Origin of the sequence: Megamonas sp. Calf98-2 (assembly GCF_900110235.1) — a bacterium.
Lineage (GTDB): Bacteria > Bacillota > Negativicutes > Selenomonadales > Selenomonadaceae > Megamonas > Megamonas funiformis.
This window is the reverse complement of record NZ_FOCY01000009.1, coordinates 1-24532: the sequence shown is the minus strand read 5'-3', so window position 1 is coordinate 24532 and position 24532 is coordinate 1. Positions and strand designations below refer to the sequence as shown.

Genomic DNA, 24532 nt, shown 5'->3' with positions numbered 1-24532 from the left:
ACATTTTAGAAAAGAGATAATTTATATGATAAAAATATTAATCTATGATACTGATAAAAAGATTGTAGCATTTGCACAAGAAGATAATGCATTAAACGCAAAAGAATTTTTTAACGAACTACATGAGTTTACAAAAGAAAATAAATTAAAACTTATAAAATTAGCATTTAGTGAAGTGCTAAAAATCCTAAAATAAGGGAGCGATTAAATAAATGTTTTATGTACAAAACGGTATTGTAATTGATATGGCGGACTTTTTCCCATTTAATAAACATTCTATTGATGAGAAATTCCAAAGACTTCAACAAAGGATAGAAAGAGCTAAGATACTTAGAGCAAAATATAATAAAAAGAAACAAGATACCCGCCAAAAATATTCAGATTGACGCTGACAGGCTTTTTATTAAACTCTAGGAGGATTTATATACATGGATAATCTAATAACGCTTAAAATCAAAGCTACGAGTTTTGACAGGCTCATAAATGAATTAAAGAGCTTAAAAGATATGTATTTAGACTTTAGTAATAATACAGATAACATTATAACTGGCTCATCTTTTCATATTATTGTCAAAGACTTAGAAACTTTAATAGCTAAATATGAATATAAAAAAAGCCCCTCGCACTAAGACAAGGAGCATACAAAATTTAAAAGCAAGTAAATTTTATCATGAAAGGGCTGAATTTAAAATATGGAAACTGTAAAAAGTCGATTTATAACCGCCAAAGAGATTGCCGAAGACTGCAATATATCCATTTCAAAGGCTTATGAACTCATTAGAGAAATGAATAAAGAAGTAGAAGCAATGGGCAAAATCACGCTAAAAGGCAAGATAAACCGCCATTTCTACGAGAAAAAAATAAATCCTACTGATTGATATAGCATAAAAAAATAGCCCCGTTATTGGGGCTTTAACTTTATTCTGTAGTAGCTGATGAAATACCATATCAAAGGAGATGACAAAATGGTGGGTGATGCAAATAACATTTCATTCTATGAGTTATTAGATAAATACCAGTTTAAGTTTTATAAATATTACCATGTATTATTTAAAGTTGGTTTAAAACCTAACGAGGTACACACATTATCAATAATTTTAAGTTTTAATAAAGCAGGTCAGGATTACATTGGAAGTTGTAATTTTTTATCTAAAGAATTGAACATTACATCAAGAACCGCTTTAAATACTTTAACCAGTTTGATAAATAAAGGTTTTATAAGAAAACAAGCTAGTAAAGGTGGCAATGTAAGTATTTATTCTATAAATGAAAAATTTTTAAAAGATATATTTTTGAACTATGAAAATTTTTCACAGTTAACGGATAATAAACCGTTACAAAATGTTACGGTTGAACAGTGGAAAAATTCCACGGTAAACAGTGAAAAAAATTCACAGTTAACCGACAATAAAGATGTAGTTAACTATGAAAAAAATTCACAAAAACCATGTAAAAATTTCACAGTTAACTATGAAAAAATTTCACACAATAAGAATATATATAAGAATAATAATAAGAATATATATATTACTAATTCAAAAACTAAAAAAGAAAAAGAGGAAAAACAAAAGAAGTCAGCTTCTAACAAAAAGGCTTATTCTAAGAAAGATTTTATATGTGATATAGAGTTTTATTCTGATGATGAAGAATTAAGACAATCATTGATAGATTTTTACGATATGAGAAAAGCCCAAAAAAAGGATATAAACACGAGTGGTATAACTAAACGTCTTCTAAATAAACTTGATAAATTGAGTGGCGGAGATATAGAAATAAAAAAAGCTATTGTTGATAAAGCAATAGAGTCAAGCTGGTTAAGTTTTTACCCGTTAAATGATGCTGATATTGCCACAGTTAAAAATAAAAACAATGATGTAAATGAGCCAAAAATAAAAATAAAACCAGTCTATGAAAATATGTTGGAAAACAATTTTTAAAAATGGCAGACGTTTTATAAATTTAAATATGTCTGACAGTTCGAGATTGAGCCACTATAAATATTTTATCATGTTTTTGATTAATGATATATGTATAAGATAAAAAAGGCTTAAAAACGATTTTAAAAACTGATGATAAAAATAAAGGTCGTGAAAAATTTGAATGATAAAATACCAATTAATATTGAAGCAGAACAAGCCGTATTAGGTGCAATTTTAATATCAAAAGATACATCAATGGCGATTGATGAAATAAATCTAAAAATAGATGATTTCTACAGACCTAGTCATAAGATTATTTATAAAGCAATGTTAATGTTATTTAAAGCCAATAAGCCTATAGATAATTTAACGGTTATTGAATATCTAAATAAAACGAATGAACTTGAAAAGGCTGGCGGGATTGCATGCATAACAAGCTTAGTAAACTGTGTACCTTCAGCAAGCAATATAAAATATTATGCTGATATGGTAAAAGATACCGCCATAAGAAGGAAATATATTCAAGCGGGAGAGCAGATAAAAAACATAGCTTATAATGCTGAAAATATAGACAGTACAGTAAGTGAAGCAGAAAAGTTGATATTTGATATCTCAAAAGAAAATGTTTATAAGGGCGATATTATCGAACCTACTGATTTAATGATTGAGTGTATGCAAGAAATAGAATACCAATATGAACATAATCAAAATGGTGTATCGGGTATTGATACAAGCTATATAGATTTAAATAAAATCACTGGCGGATTTCAAAAATCAGATTTTATTATCATAGGTGCAAGACCAGCAATGGGAAAAACAGCCCTTGCGTTAAGTATGGCTAGTAGAATAACAAGAAATAATATACCAGTAGCGATATTTTCTCTTGAAATGTCAAAAGCCCAACTCGGTAAAAGGCTAATCAGTGGGGCGAGTTGTGTTAATTCGCAAAAAATATCTACTGGTCGCTTAAATGAAAAAGAATGGCAAAGAGTTATAAAAGCTACTGATATATTATCTAAAAGACCAATCTATATTGAAGATAGTGCAGAGATTAATATTTTGCAGTTGCGAAGTAAAGCAAGGCAATTAAAAAGACAAAAGGATATAAAACTTATTATCATAGACTATTTACAATTATTAGCATCTGAAAGAAAAAGAGATAATAAAGTTCAAGAAGTGTCTGATATATCAAGACAGTTAAAGATTTTAGCCAAAGAATTAAATATTCCTGTGATTGCCCTAGCTCAATTAAGCCGAAGCGTAGAAACTAGACAAGATAAAAGACCTATGCTATCAGATTTAAGGGAGTCAGGTTCTATTGAACAAGATGCGGATATAGTCATGTTTTTATATCGTGATGAATATTATAATGCTAATACAAATAATAAAAATTTAGCTGAATTGATAATATCCAAACATAGAAATGGTTCAACAGGCAAAGTAAATTTATATTATCATCATGATTATTGTTTTTTTGATGATTGTATTATGGATATTTAAAAATTGGCATAATATCACTAATAAAATAAGATTAGAGGGTTTATATAAATGACTGATGTAATAATTTTTCACACTGATGAACAAGGTAATAAAACAGCTTGTATTTTATCCAATAATAAAACAGTTTTAGATGATTTAATAAAATTTGTCAAAGATGATAATTTTAAAATAATTAATACAAGACTTAATGAGAAAGCCTTTCAAGCATTTATTGAACAAAATTATAAACATTAATTAACGTGGGTATATAAAAATGATAAATATAGCAATATTCTATGATGACGGAAAAGAAAAAGAATTAATCTTATTAGGTGCAAAAGGGAGAAATGTATTTGATGATATAGAACAATTTAAAAATCAAAATTATAAAGTCAAAATTAGTACAGTAAGTAAAGAGTCTTTAAAAGCATTTCTAAAAGCAAATATATAATATAAAACGAAGGGCATTAGCTCGCTATATATGGCGGTGCTAGTGCCTTTTTATTTATCTATGTATAATAATATCATTGAGGTGATTTTTATGACTAATATAGACCAGCTAGATAAAATCTTACAGAGTCTTAATACAGAATTACAAAAGAACAAGGAAATAGAAGATTTAAAACAAATAGATGATAAATTTATGGAAAATGTTATATTAGATTTAAATAGTGAATTAAGTAAAATGTAGGGCTTTTATTAATCTTAAAGATAGGAGCGTTTATAATGAATATAGCTAAAAAATATCTTGAACAGGCATATATTGGATATCATAGAATAATATGTTATGACTTAATGATAAAGGGCATACAAGAGGATTTATCTAAGTTTAACAATGATAAAATTATTATACCTAGATTAAAAGCTGAACTAATAAGCTATGAAAAACAAAGAAGATATTGGCTAAATAAAAGAATAGAATTAAAACAGTTTATTATAAATTTAAATATTAAAGATAAAATAAAACAAGTTCTAATACTTAGATTTATTGAGTTAAAGAAAAGACGTGAAATAAGTTATATATTACATTATTCATTATCATATATTGATAGATTATTAAAACGAGGCTTATTTTTTATTGATGAAAAACTAAAATCTAGTAGTCAAAAAGTAGTCATTTAGTTGTCAGTTTTAACAATAAAAGGTTGCAAAAAAAGGTACTGAAACAAAACAACCTAAAACGAATATAAAACCGCCATAAGTCTTGATAATAAAGGCTTTATACGTATTGGAAAAGGTTCAAAAATCATATAAAAATGATACGAAAAATGATACGAAACAAAACGAAAATTGAACCTTTTTTCAACTCTAATTAAGGCTTTAAAAGATATGTAAAAATTATATAAGCGTTCATTAGAGTGAGTCTATTTTATAGATATTACAAAAGCTAGTAATCTTATAAAATGGTCATGAGGAATATTATAAAAATAGGTGATTTTGTAATAACTAAGAATATCGCCAAAGATGATGACTATTTCTGTAAAATAAAAAAAGCTGGTGCAGTCATTTAAAACTACATCAGCTTTTAAGATAATGAGATTATTTATAGTATATATCGTATCATTTTAACTTTGGTATCAATCAATGAAAAATTTAAATTAATGGTGGATCAATATTACTATGTTAATTGATGATGCACATATTTTACCAGCTAAATTTTTATAAAATCTTAATAACTACTGTGATTACTAGCTTTATAGATTTATAACCAATATTTGCTATTTGCTGGTAAATCTTTTTAAAGTCTTGCAATATTAATAGTTTATAACTATAATGTAATTAATAAATCCTAATAACATTAGGGATAAATATCAACAGGTGCTGTACGAATACTATTTTTCAGGATCGTGTTCATCAAACGTTAGCATGATAAATATCAACAGGTGCTGTACGAATACCAGATAAAAAACCGCTCGAAGATAAAATTGAAAAACGATAAATATCAACAGGTGCTGTACGAATACTTTAATTTAGATGACTGTTTGACATTTTATAGATGTGATAAATATCAACAGGTGCTGTACGAATACTTCTTTCCTTTATTAAATGCCTTATCTATGTCTTGCGATAAATATCAACAGAAGCTGTATGAATACCAAATATCATTTCCATTTGTGGATTGATAAGCAATAGATAAATATCAACAGATTTTGTACGAATACTGATAGCGTAACTGCTTCAATGGTGTCTTACCTAGATAAATATCAACAGATACTGTATAAAGAAAATTGAATATGTATTATTTGAGTATGGCGGTTATTAATAAAAATACCGCCATATTTTGATATATAACTATTAGTCAAAACTAATTGATATCTTGTTATATTCATATATGGCGGTTAAAATTAACGTACTAAAAACGTACTATTATAAAAAGAATAGAAAAAAATATAAATATTTAAATATAAAATAGCCTATATTATATAGGAAGGAAAAAGATAAAAATAAGGTGAAATTTGATTAAAAATATACGCTGAATAATTAAGAAATAAAGTCCGTATTCTAAAAAGAATACGGCTTTTTTTTATCATTAATGTCAACTGAAATTTTGTATAGGTTGACCAATTGATTTAGCTTAAATATAATATTAAGGGATTAAAAAATAAAACTTAAGTGTAAAAGGTTGAAAGATAATGATAAAGCTTATTCAAAAGTTAGCAGATTGCGATAATTCTTTTTTTGGCGGGTGGTTATTAGCCAGAGCAGAGATACATATTCGAAAAGACGTTGATTTATTTAGCAATAACTTATTATTGCATAAGAAAAATAAGGCTATTATGCAGGTATTAGGTAGTGATAATACAGGTAAAATACAGCAAGAATTAAAGACATTATTATTATTACCTAAAAGAGCTATAGAAAAAAGTTCAAATGAAAAAGAAGATGAATTTTCAAAAGAATTAATGGACAAAAATTGTATTTATGAGCATTGTTTTAATGATGATGAAATAAAGAAGTATGTTGAATTAAGTGGAGATAAAAATATTATTCATCAAACTAAAAATCCTATAGTGCCTGGATTATTAATGGCTCTATCTTTGCAAAATTTTTTAAAATTAGAAATGCTACATTGGCAGATAGATTTTTTAGCTCCTGTATTTTCTGAAGATGTACTAAGAGTGTATGCAGTTGAAGATAAATTAAAGGCATATGTAAATGGAAAGAATGTATTTAATATTGTAATAAAAAGTAGGTAGAAAAAATGAGTAATTATTCCAATAAAACGTTAGAATTGACTAGATTAGCATTATTAATAGCGATGAATTGTGTTTCAGCATATATAGTAATACCATTACCATTTTCTTTATCACCAATAGTTTTACAGACTTTAGTAGTTAATTTGGTAGCTTTTTTATTATCACCGAAACAGGCTTTTATCACTATGTTTGTATACATATTGATAGGACTTGTGGGTATTCCTGTATTTACAGGCGGGTCAGCAGGACCTGCTAAAATTTTTGGACCAACAGGTGGTTATATTTGGGGTTATCTAGTTGCTGCCGTATTGATAGCTTGGCTTAAGGGAAATAAATATAATTTTAAGCGATATGCTTCAATAGGAGTAGGCTTAGGTATACCAGTGATTTATCTTTTGGGTGCAATTCAATTGAAATTATTAACAGATATGAATTGGGAAGTAGTATTCTTAACAGGAGTATTACCTTTTATTCCATTAGATATTGTAAAGTGCATTGTGGCTGTAATATTAGCCAGACCTATAGGAAAAATTTTTAATAGAGGATATTAAGATTATGAGACAAGTATATATATTAGGTGGTCTTCGTAGTTATATTGGTTTATGTAATGGTATGTATAGACATATTCCAGCTGAATTTTTGGGAGCGAAGGTACTAAAAAATTTAAAAGAGAAATATAAAATAGAAGATAAGGATATAGATTATATAATAGCTGGTAATGGAGTGGGAGCTGGCGGTAATATTACTAGATTAATGACACTTGAAGCAGGTATAGATGAAAATGTACCTGCTTTTACTGTAGATATGCAATGTTGTAGTGGTTTAGAAAGTATTGCAGTGGCTTATGCTAAAATTGCTTCTGGACAAGCGGATATGATAATAGCTGGTGGTTTTGAAAGTAGTTCAACTCAGCCTATACGCGGATATAATAAAAACCATCCTGATTATACTGAAAATAGCTTTTATACAGTAGCAAAATTTATACCAAACAATCATCGAGAAACTATAATGCTTGAAGGAGCTGAATATACGGCAATAAAAGAAAATATAACTAAAGAAGAATTGGATTTATGGGCATTAAAAAGTCATGAAAGAGCAGTACGAGCAAGACAAGAACATTTATTAGATGATATAGTTGTTTCAATTAATGATAGTGATAAAGATGAAGGTATTAGAGCTAAAATGAGTGAAAGATTGTTAAAAAGAATGCCTAAGTTATTGCTAAATGGAGAGGTAACGACAGCAGGAAATTCTTGTTTGATTAATGATGGAGCGGCTTTTGTAATAGTATGTTCAGAAGAATATTTAAAGAAAATTGGACAAAAAGCACAAGCTAGAATTTTAGACTATTGTGCTTGTGGTGTTAATCCTATGCTTAGTCCAATGGGTAGTATTAAAGCTATAAAGAAATTATTAATGCAAAAGAATTTGGATATAAAAAATATAGATTGTTTTGAAGTAAATGAAGCTTTTGCTGTTATTGATGTATTATTTGAACGTAATTTTCCAGAAGTGATAGATAGATATAATATTTTTGGCGGAGCTTTGGCATATGGTCATCCTTATGGAGTATCAGGTGCTATGATTTTATTGCATTTAATAAAATCTTTAGAATATAGAAAAGGAAAATTAGGTTGTTGCAGTATTGCTGGTGCTGGAGGATTGGGCAGTGCAATGACGATTGAATATCTTTAAAAGATAGAGGTGAATTCTATGGATTATTTATCTATTTTGAAACGACAAAATTTGCAAGATAAAGCGTTGGTAACAGATAAGGATAGTTTTTCATATGAAGATTTAATAAAGAAAGTTGAGAAAATACGAGAACATATAGATTATACAGATAAATATAAGTTTATTTATGAAGATTTAATTGTAGATCAATTATGTACGTTTATTGCTTATAGTGGTACTAATGTAGTGCCAATTATTGCTACGAATGTAAGCAAAAATCAAGATTTTGTTGTAAAGGATATTCCTTCAAATGCTTGCATGGGAGTAATGACTTCTGGTTCTACGGGAAAAAGTAAATTATTGTGGAGAAGTTTTAGTAGTTGGGTGGATTTTTTCCCCAAGCAAAATGAAATCTTTAATATAGATAAGAATACAGTGATATTTTGCCAAGGAAGTTTGGCTTTCACAGGAAATTTAAATATATATATGAGTGTTTTATTTGTAGGTGGTTCAATTGTAGCTACTGAAAAATTTGCTCCTAAAACGTGGGTGAATATGATGGAACAAAATAAAGTAAATACAATTTATTTAATACCATCAAAATTATTATTATTGCCTAAAATCGTAAGCGATAAAAATGCAAGATTAAAGGCTATAATTAGTGGTTCACAAAGTATGGGAAAATTTCAGGCAGAAGAATTGAAGAAAGTTTTTCCTAATGTAAAAATAACTTTATATTATGGTGCTAGTGAATTAAATTACATATCATATATTCAAGATGATAATATGACCGAGGATAAAACTTGTATAGGTAAACCTTTTAAGGGAGTAAAAGTCTTTATTAAAGATGAAGAGATAATGATTGATACACCTTATGGTGTTGAGGGAATACAAAGACCTTTTTCTTTAAAAGATAGAGGTTATATTGATAAATATGGAAATTTACATTTTTTAGGAAGAAAAGATGATATTTGTAATTTAAATGGTATAAAAATTTCTAAATATAAAATAGAGAATATATTAAAAGATAAATTATCTTTAGAAGAAGTAGCAATAACCATAATTAATCAGAATAATATAGATATAATGATAGCTGTTGTTGTTAAAGATGATTTACCTAAAAAATCGGAGATAATAAATAAATTAAGAGAATATCTTAGTGAATACGAAATACCGAAAAAGTTTATAAAAGTATTAAGTTTGCCTAAGAATGAAAGCGGGAAAATAGATAAATTGAAATTAAACGAAATAATTAAAAATAAGATATAATGATATAATAATCAGCATAAGTTATAAAAAAAATAGTAAAAAATATGTAAATATGTAAACTTTTTTCTTGACTATGTAATAGATAAGTTGTACAATGAATACACTATCAATTAGGGAGATGTAATTATGGTTAAATTTGTTGAAACAAAAACATTAAAAGAAAAAGTTGATGTTTCCACTATTGGTTTTGGAACACATTTTACAGATTATATGTTTGAAATGACTTATGATGAAGGTCAAGGCTGGCATGATGCTCAGATTGTACCTTACGAAGAAATAAAAGTTAGCCCAGCAAATGCAACACTTCATTATGGTCAGGCTATTTTTGAAGGTATGAAAGCTTTCCGTCAGGGCAAAGATGTAGTTATTTTCCGTACTAAAGACCATTTAAATCGTTTAAATAATTCAGCTCGTATTCTTGATATTCCACCAATTGATGTTGATTTAGTATATGATGCTCTTCATCAATTAATCACTATTGAAAAAGATTGGGTGCCAAATAAAAAAGGTCAGAGCCTTTATATTCGTCCATTCATCTTTGCAGATGACCCATTCTTAGGTGTTAGCGTATCTAAAAGATATAAATTCTATATCATTCTTTCTCCAGTAGCTGCTTACTATGCACATGGATTTGCTCCAGTAAAAATCATGGTAGAAGATACATATGTTCGTGCAACAAAAGGTGGTTTAGGTGAAGCAAAAACTCCAGCTAACTATGCAGCAAGCCTCCATGCAGGTCTTGAAGCTCACAAAAATGGTTATGACCAAGTATTGTGGTTAGATGGTGTACATCGTAAATACATCGGTGAAGTTGGTTCTATGAACATTTTATTCAAAATTGATGGTAAAATCGTAACTCCTGCTTTAGATGGTACTATTTTAAATGGTATCACAAGAAGAACTGTTCTTGCTGTAGCTAAAGAATGGGGCATGGAAGTAGAAGAACGTCCTATTACTATTGATGAATTAGTAGAAGACTACGAAAATGGTAAATTAGAAGAAGTATTCGGTTCTGGTACAGCAGCTGTAATTTCCCCTGTTGGTGTACTCGGCTATAAAGATAAAGTAATGACTATCAATGATGGTAAAATTGGACCATTTGCTCAAAAAATGTTCAATTATATCACAGGACTTCAAAGTGGTGAAGAAAAAGATATTCATGGCTTCATTGATAAAGTAACAACTGTAGATTAATTTAATTAAGAATATAAGAGAAAGCTCTCGAGAGATTATTTTTTCGGGAGCTTTTTTGTTTTTAATTTGTTAGATAATACTTTAGTTGAAAGCTTTTTTGAGAAAATGGTATAATAATCATAATAAAAACTTTGTAATATAAGTATATTTTTGCTAAAATATATATATTTGAAACTAACAGAGATAAAAGGAGGGTTTTTAGTGCCTGTAAAAATAACTATGGAGGATTTAAAGCAAAAGTTAGCGGGTCCTCAATATAAATTAACTCCTCAAAGAAAAATAGTATTGCAGATTTTTTTAGATAGACCTAGCCAGCACTTAAGCGCTGAAGATGTGCATTTTATTTTAAAAGAACAAAAATGCGAAATTGGTTTAGCTACAGTATATCGTAGTTTAGAATTATTGAGCGACTTAAATATTTTAAACTATCTCGATTTTGGCGATGGTTGCCGTCGTTATGAATTAAATGATGCAAGTCCTAATGAACATCAACATCATCATTTAATTTGTGTAGAATGTGGCAAAGTCTTAGAATTCACAGATGACCTTTTAGGTAATCTCGAAGAAAAAATAGAAGATACATGCAAATTTAAAATTGTAGACCATCAGTTAAAATTCTTTGGTTATTGTGAAGATTGTCAGAAAAAGCGTGAAATGAAATCGTGAAAATAAAAACATTTTATTTAAATAGTACAAAAGAAATTATTGTAAAGATAGTAAAAGAGATTTTAGTATTATTTAAAGTAGAAATAAATGATGCAGATGATACTATTTTTGATTACGATGAATTGAAAATAGAGAATATATATGATGATGTGGCTTTAAATGGTGTAAAAACAGTCTTGACTTTGCGTAAAGATGAAAAATTATGGACTTATACAAGACAAAGCTTTTTACATGATGATGAAAGTGTAAAAGCAGGGACTAATCGTTTAATTAAATTGAATTTATATCATATCTTTTGCGAAGATTTACAAGCTAAAAAAGCTCCTTGGGGAATACTTCATGGAGTTAGACCAACAAAAATCGTACACCGTTTAATGGAGCAAGGATTAGACCGTCAAGGTGTGATAGGACGTTTACAAGGTGATTATGAGGTACAAATAGATAAAGCAAATCTAATAACAGATATTGCTTATTTACAATTACCTTTTTTGACAAAAGCAAATGACCCAAAACTCATCAGTGTTTATGTGGGAATTCCATTTTGCCCATCACGTTGTTTATACTGCTCTTTTCCTTCAAGTATATTGCCAAGTAGCGAGATGACTCGCAAATATTTGCAGACTTTAAATTATGAAATTACTAAAATTAAAGCTTTAATAGAACAATATGATTTTAAAGTACAAAGTATTTATGTAGGTGGAGGCACTCCTACAAGTTTAAATGAAAATGATTTTGATGATTTATTATCTTTAGTAGCTAAATCATTTAAAGGCGATTATGTTGAAGAGTTCACTGTGGAAGCAGGCAGACCTGATTCTTTAAGTCTTGAAAAAGCAAAATCCATAGTAAAATATGGTGCAGATAGAGTTAGTGTAAATCCACAGACAATGCAAGATAGAACATTATCTTTAATTGGTAGAAAACATACTTCAGCAGATATTTTGCGTGCATTTAAACAAGTGCGTCAAGCTGGTATAAAACATGTGAATACTGATTTAATCATTGGGCTTCCTGGTGAAGATATAAAAGATGCTCAAGATACGATTAATAAAGTAATTGATTTAGCTCCAGATGATATAACTTTGCATGCTTTAGCATTAAAAAAAGGTTCAGAATTAAAGCTTATAAGAGATAATATTGTCTTGCCTGATGATGAAACAGTTCAAGCTATGGCTAAGATAATGACAACTGCTATTGATGAATATGGTTTAATTCCATATTATATTTATCGTCAAGGTTATATGAGTGGTCAATTAGAAAATGTAGGTTATAGCAAAAAGGGTCAAGAAGGCATTTATAATATTCAAATAATGGGTGAACGCCAGACTATTTTAGGTGTTGGCGGTGCAGCAACTAGTAAGATTACTTATCCAGGTAAGAGATTACAAACGTCATTTAATGCAAAAGATTTATATACTTATTTAAATAGTATAGATAAATATATTGAACGCCGAGCAATGCTTTTAAAAGAAGCTTATGGCGATTAAAAATATGTAGAGGTGATATTTTATATGTTGACAAAAGCTCCTCGTGGAACGAAAGACATACTTCCAGATAAAGTAGGAAATTGGTTATATCTTGAAAATTTAATTAGAAAATTATGCGGTCAATATGGTTACCGTGAAATCAGAACACCTATTTTTGAGCATACTGAATTATTCCAACGTGGTATTGGTGAAACTACTGATGTTGTAGAAAAAGAAATGTATACTTTCACAGATAGAGGTAATAGAAGTATTACTCTTCGTCCTGAAAATACAGCAGCAGCAGTACGCTCTTACTTAGAAAATAAATTATATGCAGATACAAATTTATGCAAATTATTCTACATCGGTTCAATGTTTAGATATGACCGCCCACAAGCTGGTCGTTATCGTGAATTCCATCAGTTTGGTGTAGAAGCTTTAGGTGAAGCAAATCCAGCAGTTGATGCTGAAATCATTTCTTTAGCTGTACAGTTCCTAAAAGATTTAGGGCTTAAAGATATAAAATTATTATTAAACTCTGTAGGTTGTCCAAAATGTAGACCTGTATATCGTCAAAGATTACAAGAATTTTTCAAACCTGTAATTGATGAGATGTGTGATGATTGTAAATCTCGTTATGATAGAAATCCAATGCGTCTTTTAGATTGCAAAAATGAAAAATGTAAAGAATTGGCGCAAGACGCTCCTGCTATTACTGATTGTCTTTGCGATGAATGTAATGATCATTTCCATAAAGTACAAGAATTCTTAACAGCTGCTGGTATAGAATTTGAATTAGACCCAGGTCTTGTACGTGGTCTTGATTATTATACTAAGACTGCATTTGAATTAAAATATGTACCACTTGGTGCTCAATCTGCCGTTTTAGGTGGTGGACGCTATGATGGTCTTATTGAAGAATGTGGCGGTAAATCTACACCTGCTGTAGGTTTTGCTACAGGTCTTGAAAGAGTATTGCTCGCTCTTGAAATGCAGAACTTATTACCTGAAACTAATTATGATACAGATGTATTTATTGTAGCTTTAGGTGATACTGTACAGGCAAAAGCCTTTGAAATTTTAGCTAATTTGCGTAGAGGTGGATTTAAAGCTGCTATGGACTTTGCAGGACGTAGCATGAAAGCTCAAATGAAACAAGCAAATAAAGCTAATGCAAAATTCACTATTATCTTAGGTGAAGATGAATTGCAAGCAAATTCTGTTGTACTTAAAAATATGAATGAAAGTACACAAGAAACAATCTCTATAGATGAATTGCTTAATAAACTCACTATATTAACAAAATAATTATTGAGGTGGAATTAGTAAAATGGAAACAATGGAAGGTATGAAAAGAACTCACCATTGTGGTGAACTTCGTGCCACAAACGAAGGTCAAGAAGTAGTATTATGCGGTTGGGTATCTCACCGTCGTGACCATGGTGGACTTATTTTTATTGATTTACGTGATAGAAGTGGCCTTGTTCAGCTCGTTTTTGCTGAAGATAAAATTGGTGCAGACCAATTTCCAAAAGCAGAATCCCTTCGTTCTGAATTCGTAGTAGCTGTACGTGGTAAAGTTTCTTTACGTGATAAAGAAACAATAAATCCAAATATGGAAACTGGCGAAATTGAAATTTATGCTGAAGAATTACGTATTTTAAATAAAGCATTAACTCCTCCATTCTATATTCAAGATGGTATTGATGTTGATGAAAACGTTCGTTTAAAATATCGTTATTTAGACCTTCGCCGTCCTGAAATGCAGAAAAATATCATGCTTCGTCATCGCGTTACAAAATTAATGCGCGATTACTTTGATGAACATGGTTTCTTAGAAATTGAAACACCAATGCTTACAAAGAGTACTCCAGAAGGTGCACGTGATTATTTAGTTCCTAGCCGTGTAAATCCTGGTAAATTTTATGCATTACCACAATCTCCACAGATTTTCAAACAGTTATTAATGGTAGCTGGCTATGAAAAATATTTCCAAATCGTACGTTGCTTCCGTGATGAAGACTTACGTGCTGACCGTCAGCCAGAATTTACTCAGCTCGATATTGAAATGTCCTTCGTTGACCAAGATTATATCTTGAACTTAATGGAAGGTTTAGTATCCGGTTTATTTGAAAAAACTATCGGCGAAAAAGTACAGACTCCATTCTTACGTATGACTTGGGACGAAGCTATGGAAAGATATGGTTCTGATAAACCAGATATCCGTTTTGGTATGGAACTCATGGATATTTCCGAATACGTTAAAGGCTCTGACTTTAAAGTATTTAAATCTGTACTTGATAATGGCGGACAGGTTAAAGTTATCAAAGTTGATGGCTATGCAAATATTCCTCGCCGTGAACTTGATGGTCTTGTAGAATATGCTCAAAGATATGGTGCAAAAGGTTTAGCATGGATTCAGTACACTGAAACAGAAATCAAATCTCCATTCAAAAAATTCTACAGTGAAGAAACATTCCAGAAAATTAAAGAAGCAACTAATGCTCAGACAGGCGATTTATTACTCGTAGTTGCAGATAAACCACTTGTAGTAGCTCAAGCTCTTGGCGAATTACGTCTTGAAATGGGCCGTCGTCGTGGTCTTATTAACGAAAATGAATATAAATTCCTTTGGGTTGTTGACTTCCCTATGTTTGAATATGATGAAGAAAACAAACGTTGGAAAGCTATGCATCATCCATTCACAGCACCACGTGATGAAGATGTACAATATCTCACAACTGACCCAGGTCGCGTAAAAGCAAAAGCATATGATATGGTATTAAATGGTGTAGAAATCGGTGGCGGTAGCCTTCGTATTTACAACAGCGATACTCAGGAAAAAGTATTTGAAGCAATCGGCTTAACTCCAGAACAAGCTCATGAAAAATTCGGCTTTATGCTTGATGCCTTCAAATATGGTACTCCTCCACATGGTGGACTTGCATTTGGTCTTGACCGTATGGTTATGCTCATGGCTAAACGTAATTCTATTCGTGATGTTATTCCATTCCCTAAAACTCAAAGTGCTGGTTGCTTGATGACACAAGCTCCTTCTGAAGTTGATGCAAAACAGTTACGTGAACTTTCTATTCGTACTGCTGTAGCTCCTAAGAAAAAAGCTGAAAACTAATTAGATAAATTAAAAAGAATGAATAATTTTAGCGATTAGCGAATTATTTATGATTAAAGAACAGACAATTTTGGTCTGTTCTTTTTTCTTTATATAGTATTTTTATTATGAAATGATAGGAGGGTTTTTAATGTTAAATCATGCTATGCGTTATGTAATAATTATTATTGGGTGTTTACTGGCTGCCGCTGCTTATAATTTATTTTTAATACCGATGAATTTTTTATCTGGTGGTTTAGCAGGGATTGCCTTTATCTTGTATTATTTATTTAATTTGCCGATTGGGATAATGAATTTTTTGTTAAATATTCCTATTTTATATATTGCTTATCGTTATTTTGGCAGATTGTATTTTTTCGATACAATCTTAGGCACGATTTTATTTTCTGTTGCTTTGGATTTAACAGCTTTTTTAAACGCTTATCCACCATTATCAGAACCTATGTTATGTGCTATTGTAGGAGGTGTTATCTCAGGTATTGGCTTTGGTTTGATTTTCCGCAGTAATTGCAATACAGGCGGTGTAGATGTAATAGCAGCACTGATTAAAAAATTATATTCGTATAATGTCGGAACGATGGTATTTGTTTTAGACTGTTTGATTATTTTATCTAGTGTATGGTTATTTGATTATAATATTGCAGTATACACTTTTATTTGTATGTATTTAGGTGGTGTACTCACCAATAAGATGATTGATGGTTTTAATATGCGAAAATCCATCATGATAATTACAGAAAAACCAGAAGCGATAGCAGACGCAATTATGATTGAATTAGATAGAGGAGTTACTTTTCTCTATGGACAGGGTGCATATACTAAAAATAATCGTAAAGTTATTTATGTAGTGATTACTATGCGACAGGTGAGTAGAATAAAAGAGCTAACTTTAGATATAGATAAAAATGCTTTCTTTATTATTTCTGATGCAAGAGAAGTAACAGGAGAAGGCTTTTCACATCACTGATAATTTTAGATAAAGAAAATAGCCATAACTCTAAGGGTTAAAGAGTTATGGCTTTTATATAAATGACAATAAGAGGAGTCATTGGGATAGGTAAGATTTTAATATTTTATTTTAAAACTATTTGATGAACAAGATTGCGCACATCTTCAAGACCATTTTGAGCCATGAGATTATGCAAATACATGAAGGAAACTTGTGCACCAATATAATTTCTAAAATCATTGAATAATTTACCATTTAAATCTTTATCAGAGAAATTGTAATCAGTTTTAGCAATTTCTTTGAGGTAAATTACTGTGTTTTTAGCAACAATACCACTCAATACCCAGTCATGGTCGCCTAAGTGGACAATATAACCTTCTTGATGTTGTGGTGTAGGTAATTTATCTCCAGATTTATCAAGTAAACCATATTTTACAGGATTTTTTTGAGCAATAATACTTGCTGCTTTAATCCAGTTAACTACACTTTCTTCATCTTTATCACTGCCAGGGTGATTATGAGCACAAGCTTGAGCGACAATTTCTTCAGCAGGTAAGTTGCGATAAATAGCTTCAACAAGCCCTAAAATATGATGTGCTCCTGTACCTGCAATGGAATATTCAGGAAGACATGTTCCATCTTCATTCCACTGGAATACCCATGGTTTAGCTAAATCATGTAAAGCTTGAGCAGAAAGTACAATATCAGTATTTACAGCATAACCAAAGATTAATTTATAAGTATTGACTACGCCTTCAGAAATAGATAAATTGGCTGCTGTATGAGTTGGAAGTCCTCCAGGATAAGAATGATGGCTAGCATAGCCACTGCCTGGAGCAGAAATGAAATCTTGTGGATTTTTATTAGTTTTTAGTGGTGGAAATAATTGTTCTGGGCTGATGATAGAAGTATCAATCAAGCCTTTATTAGCAAGTTCATTGTAAATATTAGTTACATCTGTAGAAGATGTGTATAATTGCATAAATTTAGGACGTGTATCTTTGATTAAATCTAATGTTTGTTGACAAAGCTTATTATCTGTTATTTTTTCCACACTAGAAATTATGTAATCATAAGCATTGTTGACGAGCTGTGAATTAAGTGGTGCTTTTGTAGCTGGTGGTAAATCAGATAATTTAATTGGATTTATTTTAAAATTAGAAGGTGTTATTTTTTGAGCGAAAGCTTTATGATTTAAGCCTGTTAAATCGAAAAGTGCAGCTCCAGCTAAAACACCAGCACCTAATTTAAAGAAATTACGACGAGACAAATTTTGCATATATCAACATTCCAATCTGCTAACGGTTGAGCAATATTTTTAAGTTGATTTTAGTATATATAGTGAATGTATAATTTTAATTTAGCTTTAGCTAAATTTAGGTAAATAATTTGCAAAAAATAGATAAAAAAGCATTAAGAATATAAAATATATATCTTAATGCTTTTTAATTTATTCAATAGTATTTAAAAGGATTTGATGATTATTATAAATCAAGCTTTCTGGATTATTTCCTTGTAAAATGCGGAAAAGTTCTGCTGGAATGTATAATTTATCATTGATGAGCAGTGGCCCAGAACCAAGGGAGATAGGTGCAGTCATGCCAAGGGCAATAGTGCTTTGAGCAGTGTATAAATCTTGACCAATTTTTACAGTAGATTGCATATTTTTACTGTTAATAGTAGCTGTTTGTTCGTCGCTATCCCAAGATATAGTGAAGCCTAAATTTTTGCAGACATCACGAGCTGGCACTAATGTACAATCATTAATTATAATAGGGTAAGAATTGATTTTAGTACCATTGACGATTATTTCATCTTGTTGGGTTTGTGTACTTTCTTGATTAGTAGAAGTGGCTTCTACAGGTAGAATATAGGTAAATACGGTTAAAGCAAAAAAAGATAGAAGCAATAAGCGAGAAATTAATTTCATTAAATCACCTTCTGATTTTTGTAGATTGTAAAATTTATTTTAGATTGGAGATAAATTGTTAATACATCTTAAATACATATTAGAGCATAATTAAGTTTAAAATCAATTACAAAAAAATTAAAATAAGATTAAAATTAAGTTAAAGCAGTCTATATTTAGATATGTTATAATTAAAATTAATTTTTATAGATAGGTGTAATAAATGGATATACGAGAAAATATACAGTTTTTAAAAGGTGTAGGTCCTAAAAAAGCACAGGCTTTAAAAAAATTAGGCATTGAAAATATATATGATTTAATCACATATTATCCTCGTCGTTATGAAGACCAAAGTCAAATTGTTCCTATCGGCAGAATAAAAGTCGGTGAAGTGGTAAATATTCAAGGTAAAATTATGGCTATGGCAGAAAAAAATACAAGGCGAGGTTTAAAATTATTAACGATTATGTTAGCTGATGATACAGGTGTTGTTCAGCTTAATTTTTTTAATCAAGATTATCTAAAAAAGAAATTAAAGGTACAAAAAAGTAGTTTATTTGTACATGGCAAAGTGGGCTATGCCTATGGTGGATATGGTCAACTTGCTATAAGTCAGATTATTTCTTTTGACATTATAAATAACGATAATATAGATAGTGAAGAAAATATTAATCCTTGTGCTTTTATGCCCATATATACAATTCCAGATTATATAAAACCAAAGGATTTTCGCAATCTAATAGAACAAGCCTGCACTCAAGATATTTTGGTAAAAGATGTAGTACCAAATTTTATTCGTGAAAAATACGATTTATGGGATAAACAAACAGCTATAAAGAAAATACATTTTCCTCAGACAAGACAAGAATTAGAAAAAGCAAAGAAGAGTTTAATTTTTGAAGAATTATTTTTAATTCAAGCAGGTTTATTGCTGTTGAAAAAGCAACATCAGGTAAAAAATAAAGGCATAAAATTTTTATCTAATAGTGAATTAGTAAAAACAGTAAAAAATAATTTGCCATTTAATTTAACAGCAGAACAAGAAAAAGTTTGGCAAGAAATCTGTTTAGATATGCAAAAAGATGTGCAAATGCAACGCTTAGTACAAGGTGATGTAGGTTCAGGGAAAACAGTAATAGCTATACTTTCTTTAGTAAAAGCTATTGAAAATGGATACCAAGGCGCTTTGATGGCACCGACGGAAATTTTGGCATTGCAACATTATGGCAAGATAAAAGAATTATTAGAGCCATTGAATATACATGTAGGTTTATTGACTGGTAGTTTGAAAGTTAAGGAAAAAAGACAGATATTAGAAGGCTTAGCTGATGGCACTATAGATTTAGTTATTGGTACACATGCTTTGATACAAGATAATGTCATATTCAAAAATTTAGGCTTAGTAGTAACTGACGAGCAACATCGTTTCGGCGTAAATCAAAGAGCAAAATTAGAAGGAAAAGGAGAAGATTTTTTACCAGATGTATTGGTGATGACAGCGACACCTATTCCTAGAACGATGACACTTACAGTATATGGTGATTTAGATGTTTCTTTTATCAAGGAATTACCACCAGGAAGAAAACCTATAAGGACTTTTGTGCGTATGCCAGATAGAAGAAATTTGATTTATAAATTTGTAAAAGATGAAGTAGCTAAAGGAAGACAAGCTTATATAGTTTGTCCTTTGATTGAAGAAAGTGAAAATAGTGATGCTGTTTCTGTAGAAATGATATATGATGAACTTACATCAGGTTATTTATATGGTTTAAATTGTGCCTTGCTTCATGGTAAATTAAAACCGAAAGAAAAAGAAGATTTATTACAGGGATTTTTGTCAGGAAAAATAGATGTATTAGTATCAACTACAGTAATTGAAGTTGGTGTAAATGTGCCAAATGCTAGTATCATGGTGATTGAAGGTGCTGAACGCTTTGGGCTTGCTCAGCTCCATCAGCTTCGTGGTCGTATTGGTAGAGGTGAGTATGCTTCATATTGTATTTTGATTAATCGTGGTAAGAATGCAAATTCGCTAGAGCGATTGCATCTCATGGAAAAAATCTCTGATGGTTTTGTTTTAGCTGAAGAAGATTTGCGATTACGTGGACCAGGGCAATTTTTTGGTTCAATGCAACATGGTTTACCTGATTTAAAAATTGCAGATGTATTAAATGATGTAAATGTCTTAGTCAATGCAAGGGTAGAAGCTCAAAGAGCTATTGATTATGGCATAGATAAAAAAGTGTTAAATGAGATATTAGAATTACAATATAAACATAGATTTTTAAAGATTTCTGATGTATAGATATCTAATAGCTAAATTTTAAGATAAAGAAGGGATATAAATTAATGAAAGAGTCTACGATAAAAATAATCACAGTCTTAATGTTAGTGGCGATTTTAGTTGTTATCTATATTTTAAATCCTAGTTTTTATAGTGATTTTTGGCGTGTAGCTACAAGTGGTAGTATGCAAGAAACAATGGATTATATCGCTTCATTTGGTATATGGGCGATGGTATTTAGCTTTTTATTAGATGTGTTGATAAATGCTTTAGGATTTTTACCGTCAATATTTGTATCAACAGCAAATGGCTTGCTTTTTGGTATAGTGCCAGGAATTATTTTATCATGGCTTGCTGAAACAGCGGGTGTAATAATATCTTTTATCTTGATGCGAACAATTTTGCGTTCTTCAGCAGAAAAATTAATTGCCAAATCTAAGTATCTAAAAAAAGCAGATGAATTCAGTGGTAAAAATGGATTTAAAGTAATGCTTATTTTACGTGCTATGCCATATTTTCCTTCAGGAATATTGACTGCACTTGGAGCTGTTAGTCGCATTAGTTTAAAAGATTATGCTTTGGCAAATTTGATTGGAAAGTTTCCCTCTACTGCACTTGAAGTGGTGATAGGTCATGATGTAGTTAACTATAAAAATAACTTAGACCGCTTAATGATTGTAATAGTGTTAGTATGTATTATTTATGGTGCAATATGGTACTATAACAGAAGAAAAGAGAGAAAAACAGCATAATAAAGTCCATAAATAAGATGAAACATATTGATTTTAAAGTCTTTTCCCATTATAATATTGTTCATAGTTAAAATCGTATAATTTACTAGGAGATGAATTATTTTGATTAAAGTTATTGTAAATGGTGCTTGCGGTCGTATGGGCAGTACCGTAGTTGATGCTGTAATGAAAGATAGTGAACTAAAGCTCGTTGGAGCTGTAGATATAGTTGGTGGTATGGACGCTGGTGATAAAGCTGGTTGTGGAAAAACTGGTGTTATTGTATCCACTGATTTAGAAGCTACTATTAAAGAAACAAATCCAGATGTTATGGTAGATTTTACTCAGCCATCTGTAGTATTTAATACTGCAAGTATCGCTATTAAAAATCATGTTCGTCCTGTAATTGGTACAACTGGACTCACTGATGAACAAAAAGCTCAATTAGATGCTTTAGGAAAAGAAAATAATACACCTTGCTTTATTGCAGCTAATTTTGCTATCGGCGCTGTGCTTATGATGAAAATGGCTTGCGAAGCAGCAAAATATATGCCAGATGTAGAAATCATTGAACTTCATCATGATAATAAACTTGATGCTCCATCAGGAACAGCTCTTGTTACTGCTGAAATGATTAAACAAGTTCGTGAAAGCCATAAACAAGGTCATGAAAATGAAAAAGAAAAATTAGCTGGTGCTAGAGGGGCAGAATATGATGGTATGAGAATTCATAGTGTACGTCTTCCAGGTTATGTAGCTCATCAGGAGGTTATTTTTGGTGGTTTAGGACAGACTTTGACTATTCGTCATGATTCTATTGACCGTACTTCTTTCATGCCTGGTGTTGTACTTGCTTGTAAAAAAATCATAGGTCTTAATGCAGGACTTACTTGCAATTTAGATAATATTATGGACTAATTATTAATATTGGATAGGTGATATAAATGAAAAAATATAATGTGGCGATTTTAGGGGCAACAGGTGCCGTAGGTCAAGAATTTTTAAATCTTATTGAAGAAAGAAATTTCCCTTTTAATGAATTAAAATTATTAGCATCTCATCGTTCTGCTGGTAAAAAAATTCAATTCATGGGCAAAGAATATACAGTAGAAGAAGCAACTCATGATTCTTTTGAAAATGTGGATATTGCTCTTTTTGCTGGCGGTGCTGCAAGTAAAACATTTGCTCCATCTGCTGTAAAAGCTGGTGCAGTAGTAATTGATAACTCCAGTGCATTCCGCATGGATCCAGAAGTTCCACTCGTTGTTCCAGAAGTAAATCCACAGGCTATTGCTCGTCATAAAGGTATTATTGCAAATCCAAATTGTTCCACTATCATCATGGTAATGGCTTTAAAACCAATTTATGATTTAGCAAGAATTAAACGTATTGTAGTATCTACTTATCAGGCTGTTTCTGGTGGCGGTAAAGAAGCTATGGCAGAACTTGAAGACCAGGTACAAGCTATTGTAGAAGGTAAAGAAGTAGTAGCTAATATTTTACCAGGTGCTTCTCTTCCAAAACATTATCAGATTGCATTTAACTTAATTCCACAGATTGATGTGTTCCAAGATAATCTTTACACTAAAGAAGAAATGAAAATGATCAATGAAACACATAAAATCTTAGAAGATAATGAAATCGGTATTACAGCAACAACAGTTCGTGTACCTGTATATCGTAGCCATGCTGAATCTGTTAACGTAGAACTTGAAAAAGAAGTAAGTTTAGATGCTATCAAAGAAGCTTTGGCAAAATTTGATGGTGTAACAGTTCAAGATGATCCAGCAGAAATGGAATATCCAATGCCTCTTATGACATCTGGCAAAGATGATGTTTATGTAGGACGTATCCGCAAAGATTATTCTGTAGCTAATGCTGTAAACTTATGGCTTTGTGGTGACCAGATTAGAAAAGGTGCAGCATTAAATGCACTTCAAATCGCTGAATACATGATTAAAAACGATATGTTAGAAAAATAATATAAAATAATATATAGTTATAAATAAAAAGAAGTTTATGGTGAACTGCACCCCAAAAGTTGGACACAAAACAACTTTTGGAGGTGCAGTTTTTTTATGACTAAATACTCAAATGAATTTAAAGTTAAAGCAATTAAAATGGTTTTAAAAGGAAATTCTATTTCTCATGTAGCTAAAATTCTAAACATGCCAGATATAGCTCCTCTTTGCAGATGGATATCTCATTATGAACATGGTGGTATTTCACAACTTCTTCATAAAAATCGTAAATATACTCCTATCTTTAAGCAAAAAGTTATTGAATATAAATGGCTACATCATTTATCATTAAATCAAACAGCAGCCAAATTTTCCATTCCTAAAAAAGAACTTTCTTATGTTGAACAATTGGAACAAGAAAATTATCAATTAAGAATGGAAAATGACCTATTAAAAAAGTGGCATGCCTTAATGAAGCAATGGGAAAAGGAAGGAAGACACTAGTTTTAGTAATTGCTAAATTAAGGAAAAAATATACTCTAAAAGCCCTATTAAACTATACAAAATTAGTTAAAAGCACATATTATGATGCATTAAAAAAATTATCTAGAGAAGATAAATATAAAGGATTAAAAACATTAATTCATAATATTTGTAATAAAAATCATGGAAGATATGGATATAGAAGAGTAACTATGCAG

At 30.4% G+C, this 24532-nt stretch carries 27 protein-coding genes, 1 pseudogene and 1 CRISPR repeat array; of the genes and pseudogenes, 26 read left to right on the top strand and 2 right to left on the bottom strand.

What is annotated here, in order from left to right:
- The first annotated feature begins 25 nt into the window (after window positions 1–25).
- The 20 genes from BMX03_RS11140 to BMX03_RS03880 all read left to right on the top strand — a co-directional run bounded on the left by BMX03_RS11140 (window position 26) and on the right by BMX03_RS03880 (window position 16964).
- A complete protein-coding gene (locus BMX03_RS11140) occupies window positions 26–196 on the top strand; it encodes a hypothetical protein (RefSeq protein ID WP_177159354.1) in 171 nt (56 codons plus the stop codon).
- 16 nt (window positions 197–212) lie between these two features.
- A complete protein-coding gene (locus BMX03_RS11135) occupies window positions 213–386 on the top strand; it encodes a hypothetical protein (protein WP_177159353.1) in 174 nt (57 codons plus the stop codon).
- A gap of 42 nt (window positions 387–428) precedes the next feature.
- A complete protein-coding gene (locus tag BMX03_RS03955; protein ID WP_091693962.1) occupies window positions 429–629 on the top strand; it encodes a hypothetical protein in 201 nt (66 codons plus the stop codon).
- A gap of 63 nt (window positions 630–692) precedes the next feature.
- Window positions 693–878, top strand: a complete 186-nt coding sequence (locus BMX03_RS03950) for a hypothetical protein (RefSeq protein ID WP_008538599.1) — start codon at window positions 693–695, stop codon at window positions 876–878.
- An 87-nt stretch (window positions 879–965) separates the two neighbouring features.
- On the top strand, window positions 966–1937 hold the full coding sequence (locus tag BMX03_RS03945) for a hypothetical protein (protein WP_091693960.1): 972 nt from the start codon (window positions 966–968) through the stop codon (window positions 1935–1937).
- Window positions 1938–2087: 150 nt separating this feature from the next.
- On the top strand, window positions 2088–3419 hold the full coding sequence (gene dnaB / locus BMX03_RS03940; protein WP_255361404.1) for a replicative DNA helicase: 1332 nt from the start codon (window positions 2088–2090) through the stop codon (window positions 3417–3419).
- Between the two features lie 48 nt (window positions 3420–3467).
- Window positions 3468–3653: a hypothetical protein gene (locus BMX03_RS03935; RefSeq protein WP_091693957.1), complete on the top strand. Its 186-nt coding sequence runs from the start codon at window positions 3468–3470 to the stop codon at window positions 3651–3653.
- 19 nt (window positions 3654–3672) lie between these two features.
- The gene (locus BMX03_RS11130) at window positions 3673–3849 is read left to right on the top strand and encodes a hypothetical protein (protein WP_177159352.1); all 177 of its coding nucleotides are present in this window, start codon (window positions 3673–3675) and stop codon (window positions 3847–3849) included.
- Between the two features lie 90 nt (window positions 3850–3939).
- Window positions 3940–4089: a hypothetical protein gene (locus tag BMX03_RS11125; protein ID WP_177159351.1), complete on the top strand. Its 150-nt coding sequence runs from the start codon at window positions 3940–3942 to the stop codon at window positions 4087–4089.
- A gap of 35 nt (window positions 4090–4124) precedes the next feature.
- Window positions 4125–4520 carry a hypothetical protein gene (locus BMX03_RS03930; RefSeq protein WP_091693954.1) on the top strand — a complete coding sequence of 132 codons (396 nt, stop codon included), beginning with the start codon at window positions 4125–4127 and terminating at the stop codon, window positions 4518–4520.
- 681 nt (window positions 4521–5201) lie between these two features.
- Window positions 5202–5624: direct repeats of the CRISPR family, unit length 30 nt; unit sequence GATAAATATCAACAGGTGCTGTACGAATAC.
- Window positions 5625–6031: 407 nt separating this feature from the next.
- Window positions 6032–6595 carry a hotdog family protein gene (locus BMX03_RS03925; protein WP_091693952.1) on the top strand — a complete coding sequence of 188 codons (564 nt, stop codon included), beginning with the start codon at window positions 6032–6034 and terminating at the stop codon, window positions 6593–6595.
- 5 nt (window positions 6596–6600) lie between these two features.
- Entirely contained in the window at window positions 6601–7146 is a 546-nt protein-coding gene (locus BMX03_RS03920) for a biotin transporter BioY (RefSeq protein WP_091693950.1), read from the top strand.
- 4 nt (window positions 7147–7150) lie between these two features.
- Window positions 7151–8290 (top strand): thiolase family protein, encoded by a 1140-nt coding sequence (locus BMX03_RS03915; protein ID WP_091693948.1) that lies wholly within the window; start codon window positions 7151–7153, stop codon window positions 8288–8290.
- An 18-nt stretch (window positions 8291–8308) separates the two neighbouring features.
- Window positions 8309–9538 carry an AMP-binding protein gene (locus tag BMX03_RS03910; protein WP_015562742.1) on the top strand — a complete coding sequence of 410 codons (1230 nt, stop codon included), beginning with the start codon at window positions 8309–8311 and terminating at the stop codon, window positions 9536–9538.
- A gap of 126 nt (window positions 9539–9664) precedes the next feature.
- Entirely contained in the window at window positions 9665–10732 is a 1068-nt protein-coding gene (locus tag BMX03_RS03905; protein ID WP_015562741.1) for a branched-chain amino acid aminotransferase, read from the top strand.
- A 201-nt stretch (window positions 10733–10933) separates the two neighbouring features.
- On the top strand, window positions 10934–11398 hold the full coding sequence (locus BMX03_RS03900) for a Fur family transcriptional regulator (protein WP_018999056.1): 465 nt from the start codon (window positions 10934–10936) through the stop codon (window positions 11396–11398).
- Window positions 11395–12885: a coproporphyrinogen dehydrogenase HemZ gene (gene hemZ / locus BMX03_RS03895; protein WP_091693945.1), complete on the top strand. Its 1491-nt coding sequence runs from the start codon at window positions 11395–11397 to the stop codon at window positions 12883–12885. The genes BMX03_RS03900 and hemZ overlap by 4 nt, the downstream gene beginning before the upstream one ends.
- 24 nt (window positions 12886–12909) lie before the next feature.
- The gene (gene hisS, locus BMX03_RS03890) at window positions 12910–14172 is read left to right on the top strand and encodes a histidine--tRNA ligase (protein WP_022227964.1); all 1263 of its coding nucleotides are present in this window, start codon (window positions 12910–12912) and stop codon (window positions 14170–14172) included.
- A 22-nt stretch (window positions 14173–14194) separates the two neighbouring features.
- Window positions 14195–15997 carry an aspartate--tRNA ligase gene (gene aspS, locus BMX03_RS03885; RefSeq protein WP_015562740.1) on the top strand — a complete coding sequence of 601 codons (1803 nt, stop codon included), beginning with the start codon at window positions 14195–14197 and terminating at the stop codon, window positions 15995–15997.
- A 130-nt stretch (window positions 15998–16127) separates the two neighbouring features.
- Window positions 16128–16964 carry a YitT family protein gene (locus BMX03_RS03880; protein WP_018999054.1) on the top strand — a complete coding sequence of 279 codons (837 nt, stop codon included), beginning with the start codon at window positions 16128–16130 and terminating at the stop codon, window positions 16962–16964.
- 106 nt (window positions 16965–17070) lie between these two features.
- Here the strand turns inward: BMX03_RS03880 and BMX03_RS03875 are convergent, their stop codons facing one another.
- Entirely contained in the window at window positions 17071–18225 is a 1155-nt protein-coding gene (locus BMX03_RS03875; protein WP_022227963.1) for a hypothetical protein, read from the bottom strand.
- A gap of 171 nt (window positions 18226–18396) precedes the next feature.
- Entirely contained in the window at window positions 18397–18876 is a 480-nt protein-coding gene (locus BMX03_RS03870) for a copper amine oxidase N-terminal domain-containing protein (RefSeq protein ID WP_091693942.1), read from the bottom strand.
- 202 nt (window positions 18877–19078) lie between these two features.
- Here BMX03_RS03870 and recG point away from each other — a divergent pair, with 202 nt between their 5' ends.
- The 6 genes and pseudogenes from recG to BMX03_RS11230 all read left to right on the top strand — a co-directional run.
- Entirely contained in the window at window positions 19079–21160 is a 2082-nt protein-coding gene (gene recG / locus BMX03_RS03865) for an ATP-dependent DNA helicase RecG (RefSeq protein ID WP_091693940.1), read from the top strand.
- 44 nt (window positions 21161–21204) lie between these two features.
- Complete coding sequence (locus tag BMX03_RS03860) at window positions 21205–21891, top strand: TVP38/TMEM64 family protein (RefSeq protein ID WP_022227960.1); 687 nt, start codon at window positions 21205–21207, stop codon at window positions 21889–21891.
- A gap of 102 nt (window positions 21892–21993) precedes the next feature.
- Window positions 21994–22788, top strand: coding sequence for a 4-hydroxy-tetrahydrodipicolinate reductase (gene dapB / locus BMX03_RS03855; RefSeq protein ID WP_022227959.1), 795 nt, complete (start codon window positions 21994–21996; stop codon window positions 22786–22788).
- A gap of 26 nt (window positions 22789–22814) precedes the next feature.
- Window positions 22815–23852 carry an aspartate-semialdehyde dehydrogenase gene (locus BMX03_RS03850; protein WP_091693938.1) on the top strand — a complete coding sequence of 346 codons (1038 nt, stop codon included), beginning with the start codon at window positions 22815–22817 and terminating at the stop codon, window positions 23850–23852.
- A 96-nt stretch (window positions 23853–23948) separates the two neighbouring features.
- Window positions 23949–24335, top strand: coding sequence for a helix-turn-helix domain-containing protein (locus BMX03_RS03845; RefSeq protein WP_091693935.1), 387 nt, complete (start codon window positions 23949–23951; stop codon window positions 24333–24335).
- Window positions 24311–24532: pseudogene (locus BMX03_RS11230) on the top strand (hypothetical protein); the annotation flags it as partial. The gene BMX03_RS03845 and the pseudogene BMX03_RS11230, both read left to right, overlap by 25 nt.

Excerpts from the sequence above, each read along its gene's own strand:
- BMX03_RS11140 (WP_177159354.1), top strand. The coding sequence starts at position 26 with ATGATAAAAATATTAATCTATGATACTGATAAAAAGATTGTAGCATTT.
- BMX03_RS11135 (WP_177159353.1), top strand. The coding sequence starts at position 213 with ATGTTTTATGTACAAAACGGTATTGTAATTGATATGGCGGACTTTTTC.
- BMX03_RS03955 (WP_091693962.1), top strand. The coding sequence starts at position 429 with ATGGATAATCTAATAACGCTTAAAATCAAAGCTACGAGTTTTGACAGG.
- BMX03_RS03950 (WP_008538599.1), top strand. The coding sequence starts at position 693 with ATGGAAACTGTAAAAAGTCGATTTATAACCGCCAAAGAGATTGCCGAA.
- BMX03_RS03945 (WP_091693960.1), top strand. The coding sequence starts at position 966 with ATGGTGGGTGATGCAAATAACATTTCATTCTATGAGTTATTAGATAAA.
- BMX03_RS03935 (WP_091693957.1), top strand. The coding sequence starts at position 3,468 with ATGACTGATGTAATAATTTTTCACACTGATGAACAAGGTAATAAAACA.
- BMX03_RS11130 (WP_177159352.1), top strand. The coding sequence starts at position 3,673 with ATGATAAATATAGCAATATTCTATGATGACGGAAAAGAAAAAGAATTA.
- BMX03_RS11125 (WP_177159351.1), top strand. The coding sequence starts at position 3,940 with ATGACTAATATAGACCAGCTAGATAAAATCTTACAGAGTCTTAATACA.
- BMX03_RS03930 (WP_091693954.1), top strand. The coding sequence starts at position 4,125 with ATGAATATAGCTAAAAAATATCTTGAACAGGCATATATTGGATATCAT.
- BMX03_RS03925 (WP_091693952.1), top strand. The coding sequence starts at position 6,032 with ATGATAAAGCTTATTCAAAAGTTAGCAGATTGCGATAATTCTTTTTTT.
- BMX03_RS03920 (WP_091693950.1), top strand. The coding sequence starts at position 6,601 with ATGAGTAATTATTCCAATAAAACGTTAGAATTGACTAGATTAGCATTA.
- BMX03_RS03915 (WP_091693948.1), top strand. The coding sequence starts at position 7,151 with ATGAGACAAGTATATATATTAGGTGGTCTTCGTAGTTATATTGGTTTA.
- BMX03_RS03910 (WP_015562742.1), top strand. The coding sequence starts at position 8,309 with ATGGATTATTTATCTATTTTGAAACGACAAAATTTGCAAGATAAAGCG.
- BMX03_RS03905 (WP_015562741.1), top strand. The coding sequence starts at position 9,665 with ATGGTTAAATTTGTTGAAACAAAAACATTAAAAGAAAAAGTTGATGTT.
- hisS (WP_022227964.1), top strand. The coding sequence starts at position 12,910 with ATGTTGACAAAAGCTCCTCGTGGAACGAAAGACATACTTCCAGATAAA.
- aspS (WP_015562740.1), top strand. The coding sequence starts at position 14,195 with ATGGAAACAATGGAAGGTATGAAAAGAACTCACCATTGTGGTGAACTT.
- BMX03_RS03880 (WP_018999054.1), top strand. The coding sequence starts at position 16,128 with ATGTTAAATCATGCTATGCGTTATGTAATAATTATTATTGGGTGTTTA.
- BMX03_RS03875 (WP_022227963.1), bottom strand. The coding sequence starts at position 18,225 with ATGCAAAATTTGTCTCGTCGTAATTTCTTTAAATTAGGTGCTGGTGTT.
- BMX03_RS03870 (WP_091693942.1), bottom strand. The coding sequence starts at position 18,876 with ATGAAATTAATTTCTCGCTTATTGCTTCTATCTTTTTTTGCTTTAACC.
- recG (WP_091693940.1), top strand. The coding sequence starts at position 19,079 with ATGGATATACGAGAAAATATACAGTTTTTAAAAGGTGTAGGTCCTAAA.
- BMX03_RS03860 (WP_022227960.1), top strand. The coding sequence starts at position 21,205 with ATGAAAGAGTCTACGATAAAAATAATCACAGTCTTAATGTTAGTGGCG.
- BMX03_RS03850 (WP_091693938.1), top strand. The coding sequence starts at position 22,815 with ATGAAAAAATATAATGTGGCGATTTTAGGGGCAACAGGTGCCGTAGGT.
- BMX03_RS03845 (WP_091693935.1), top strand. The coding sequence starts at position 23,949 with ATGACTAAATACTCAAATGAATTTAAAGTTAAAGCAATTAAAATGGTT.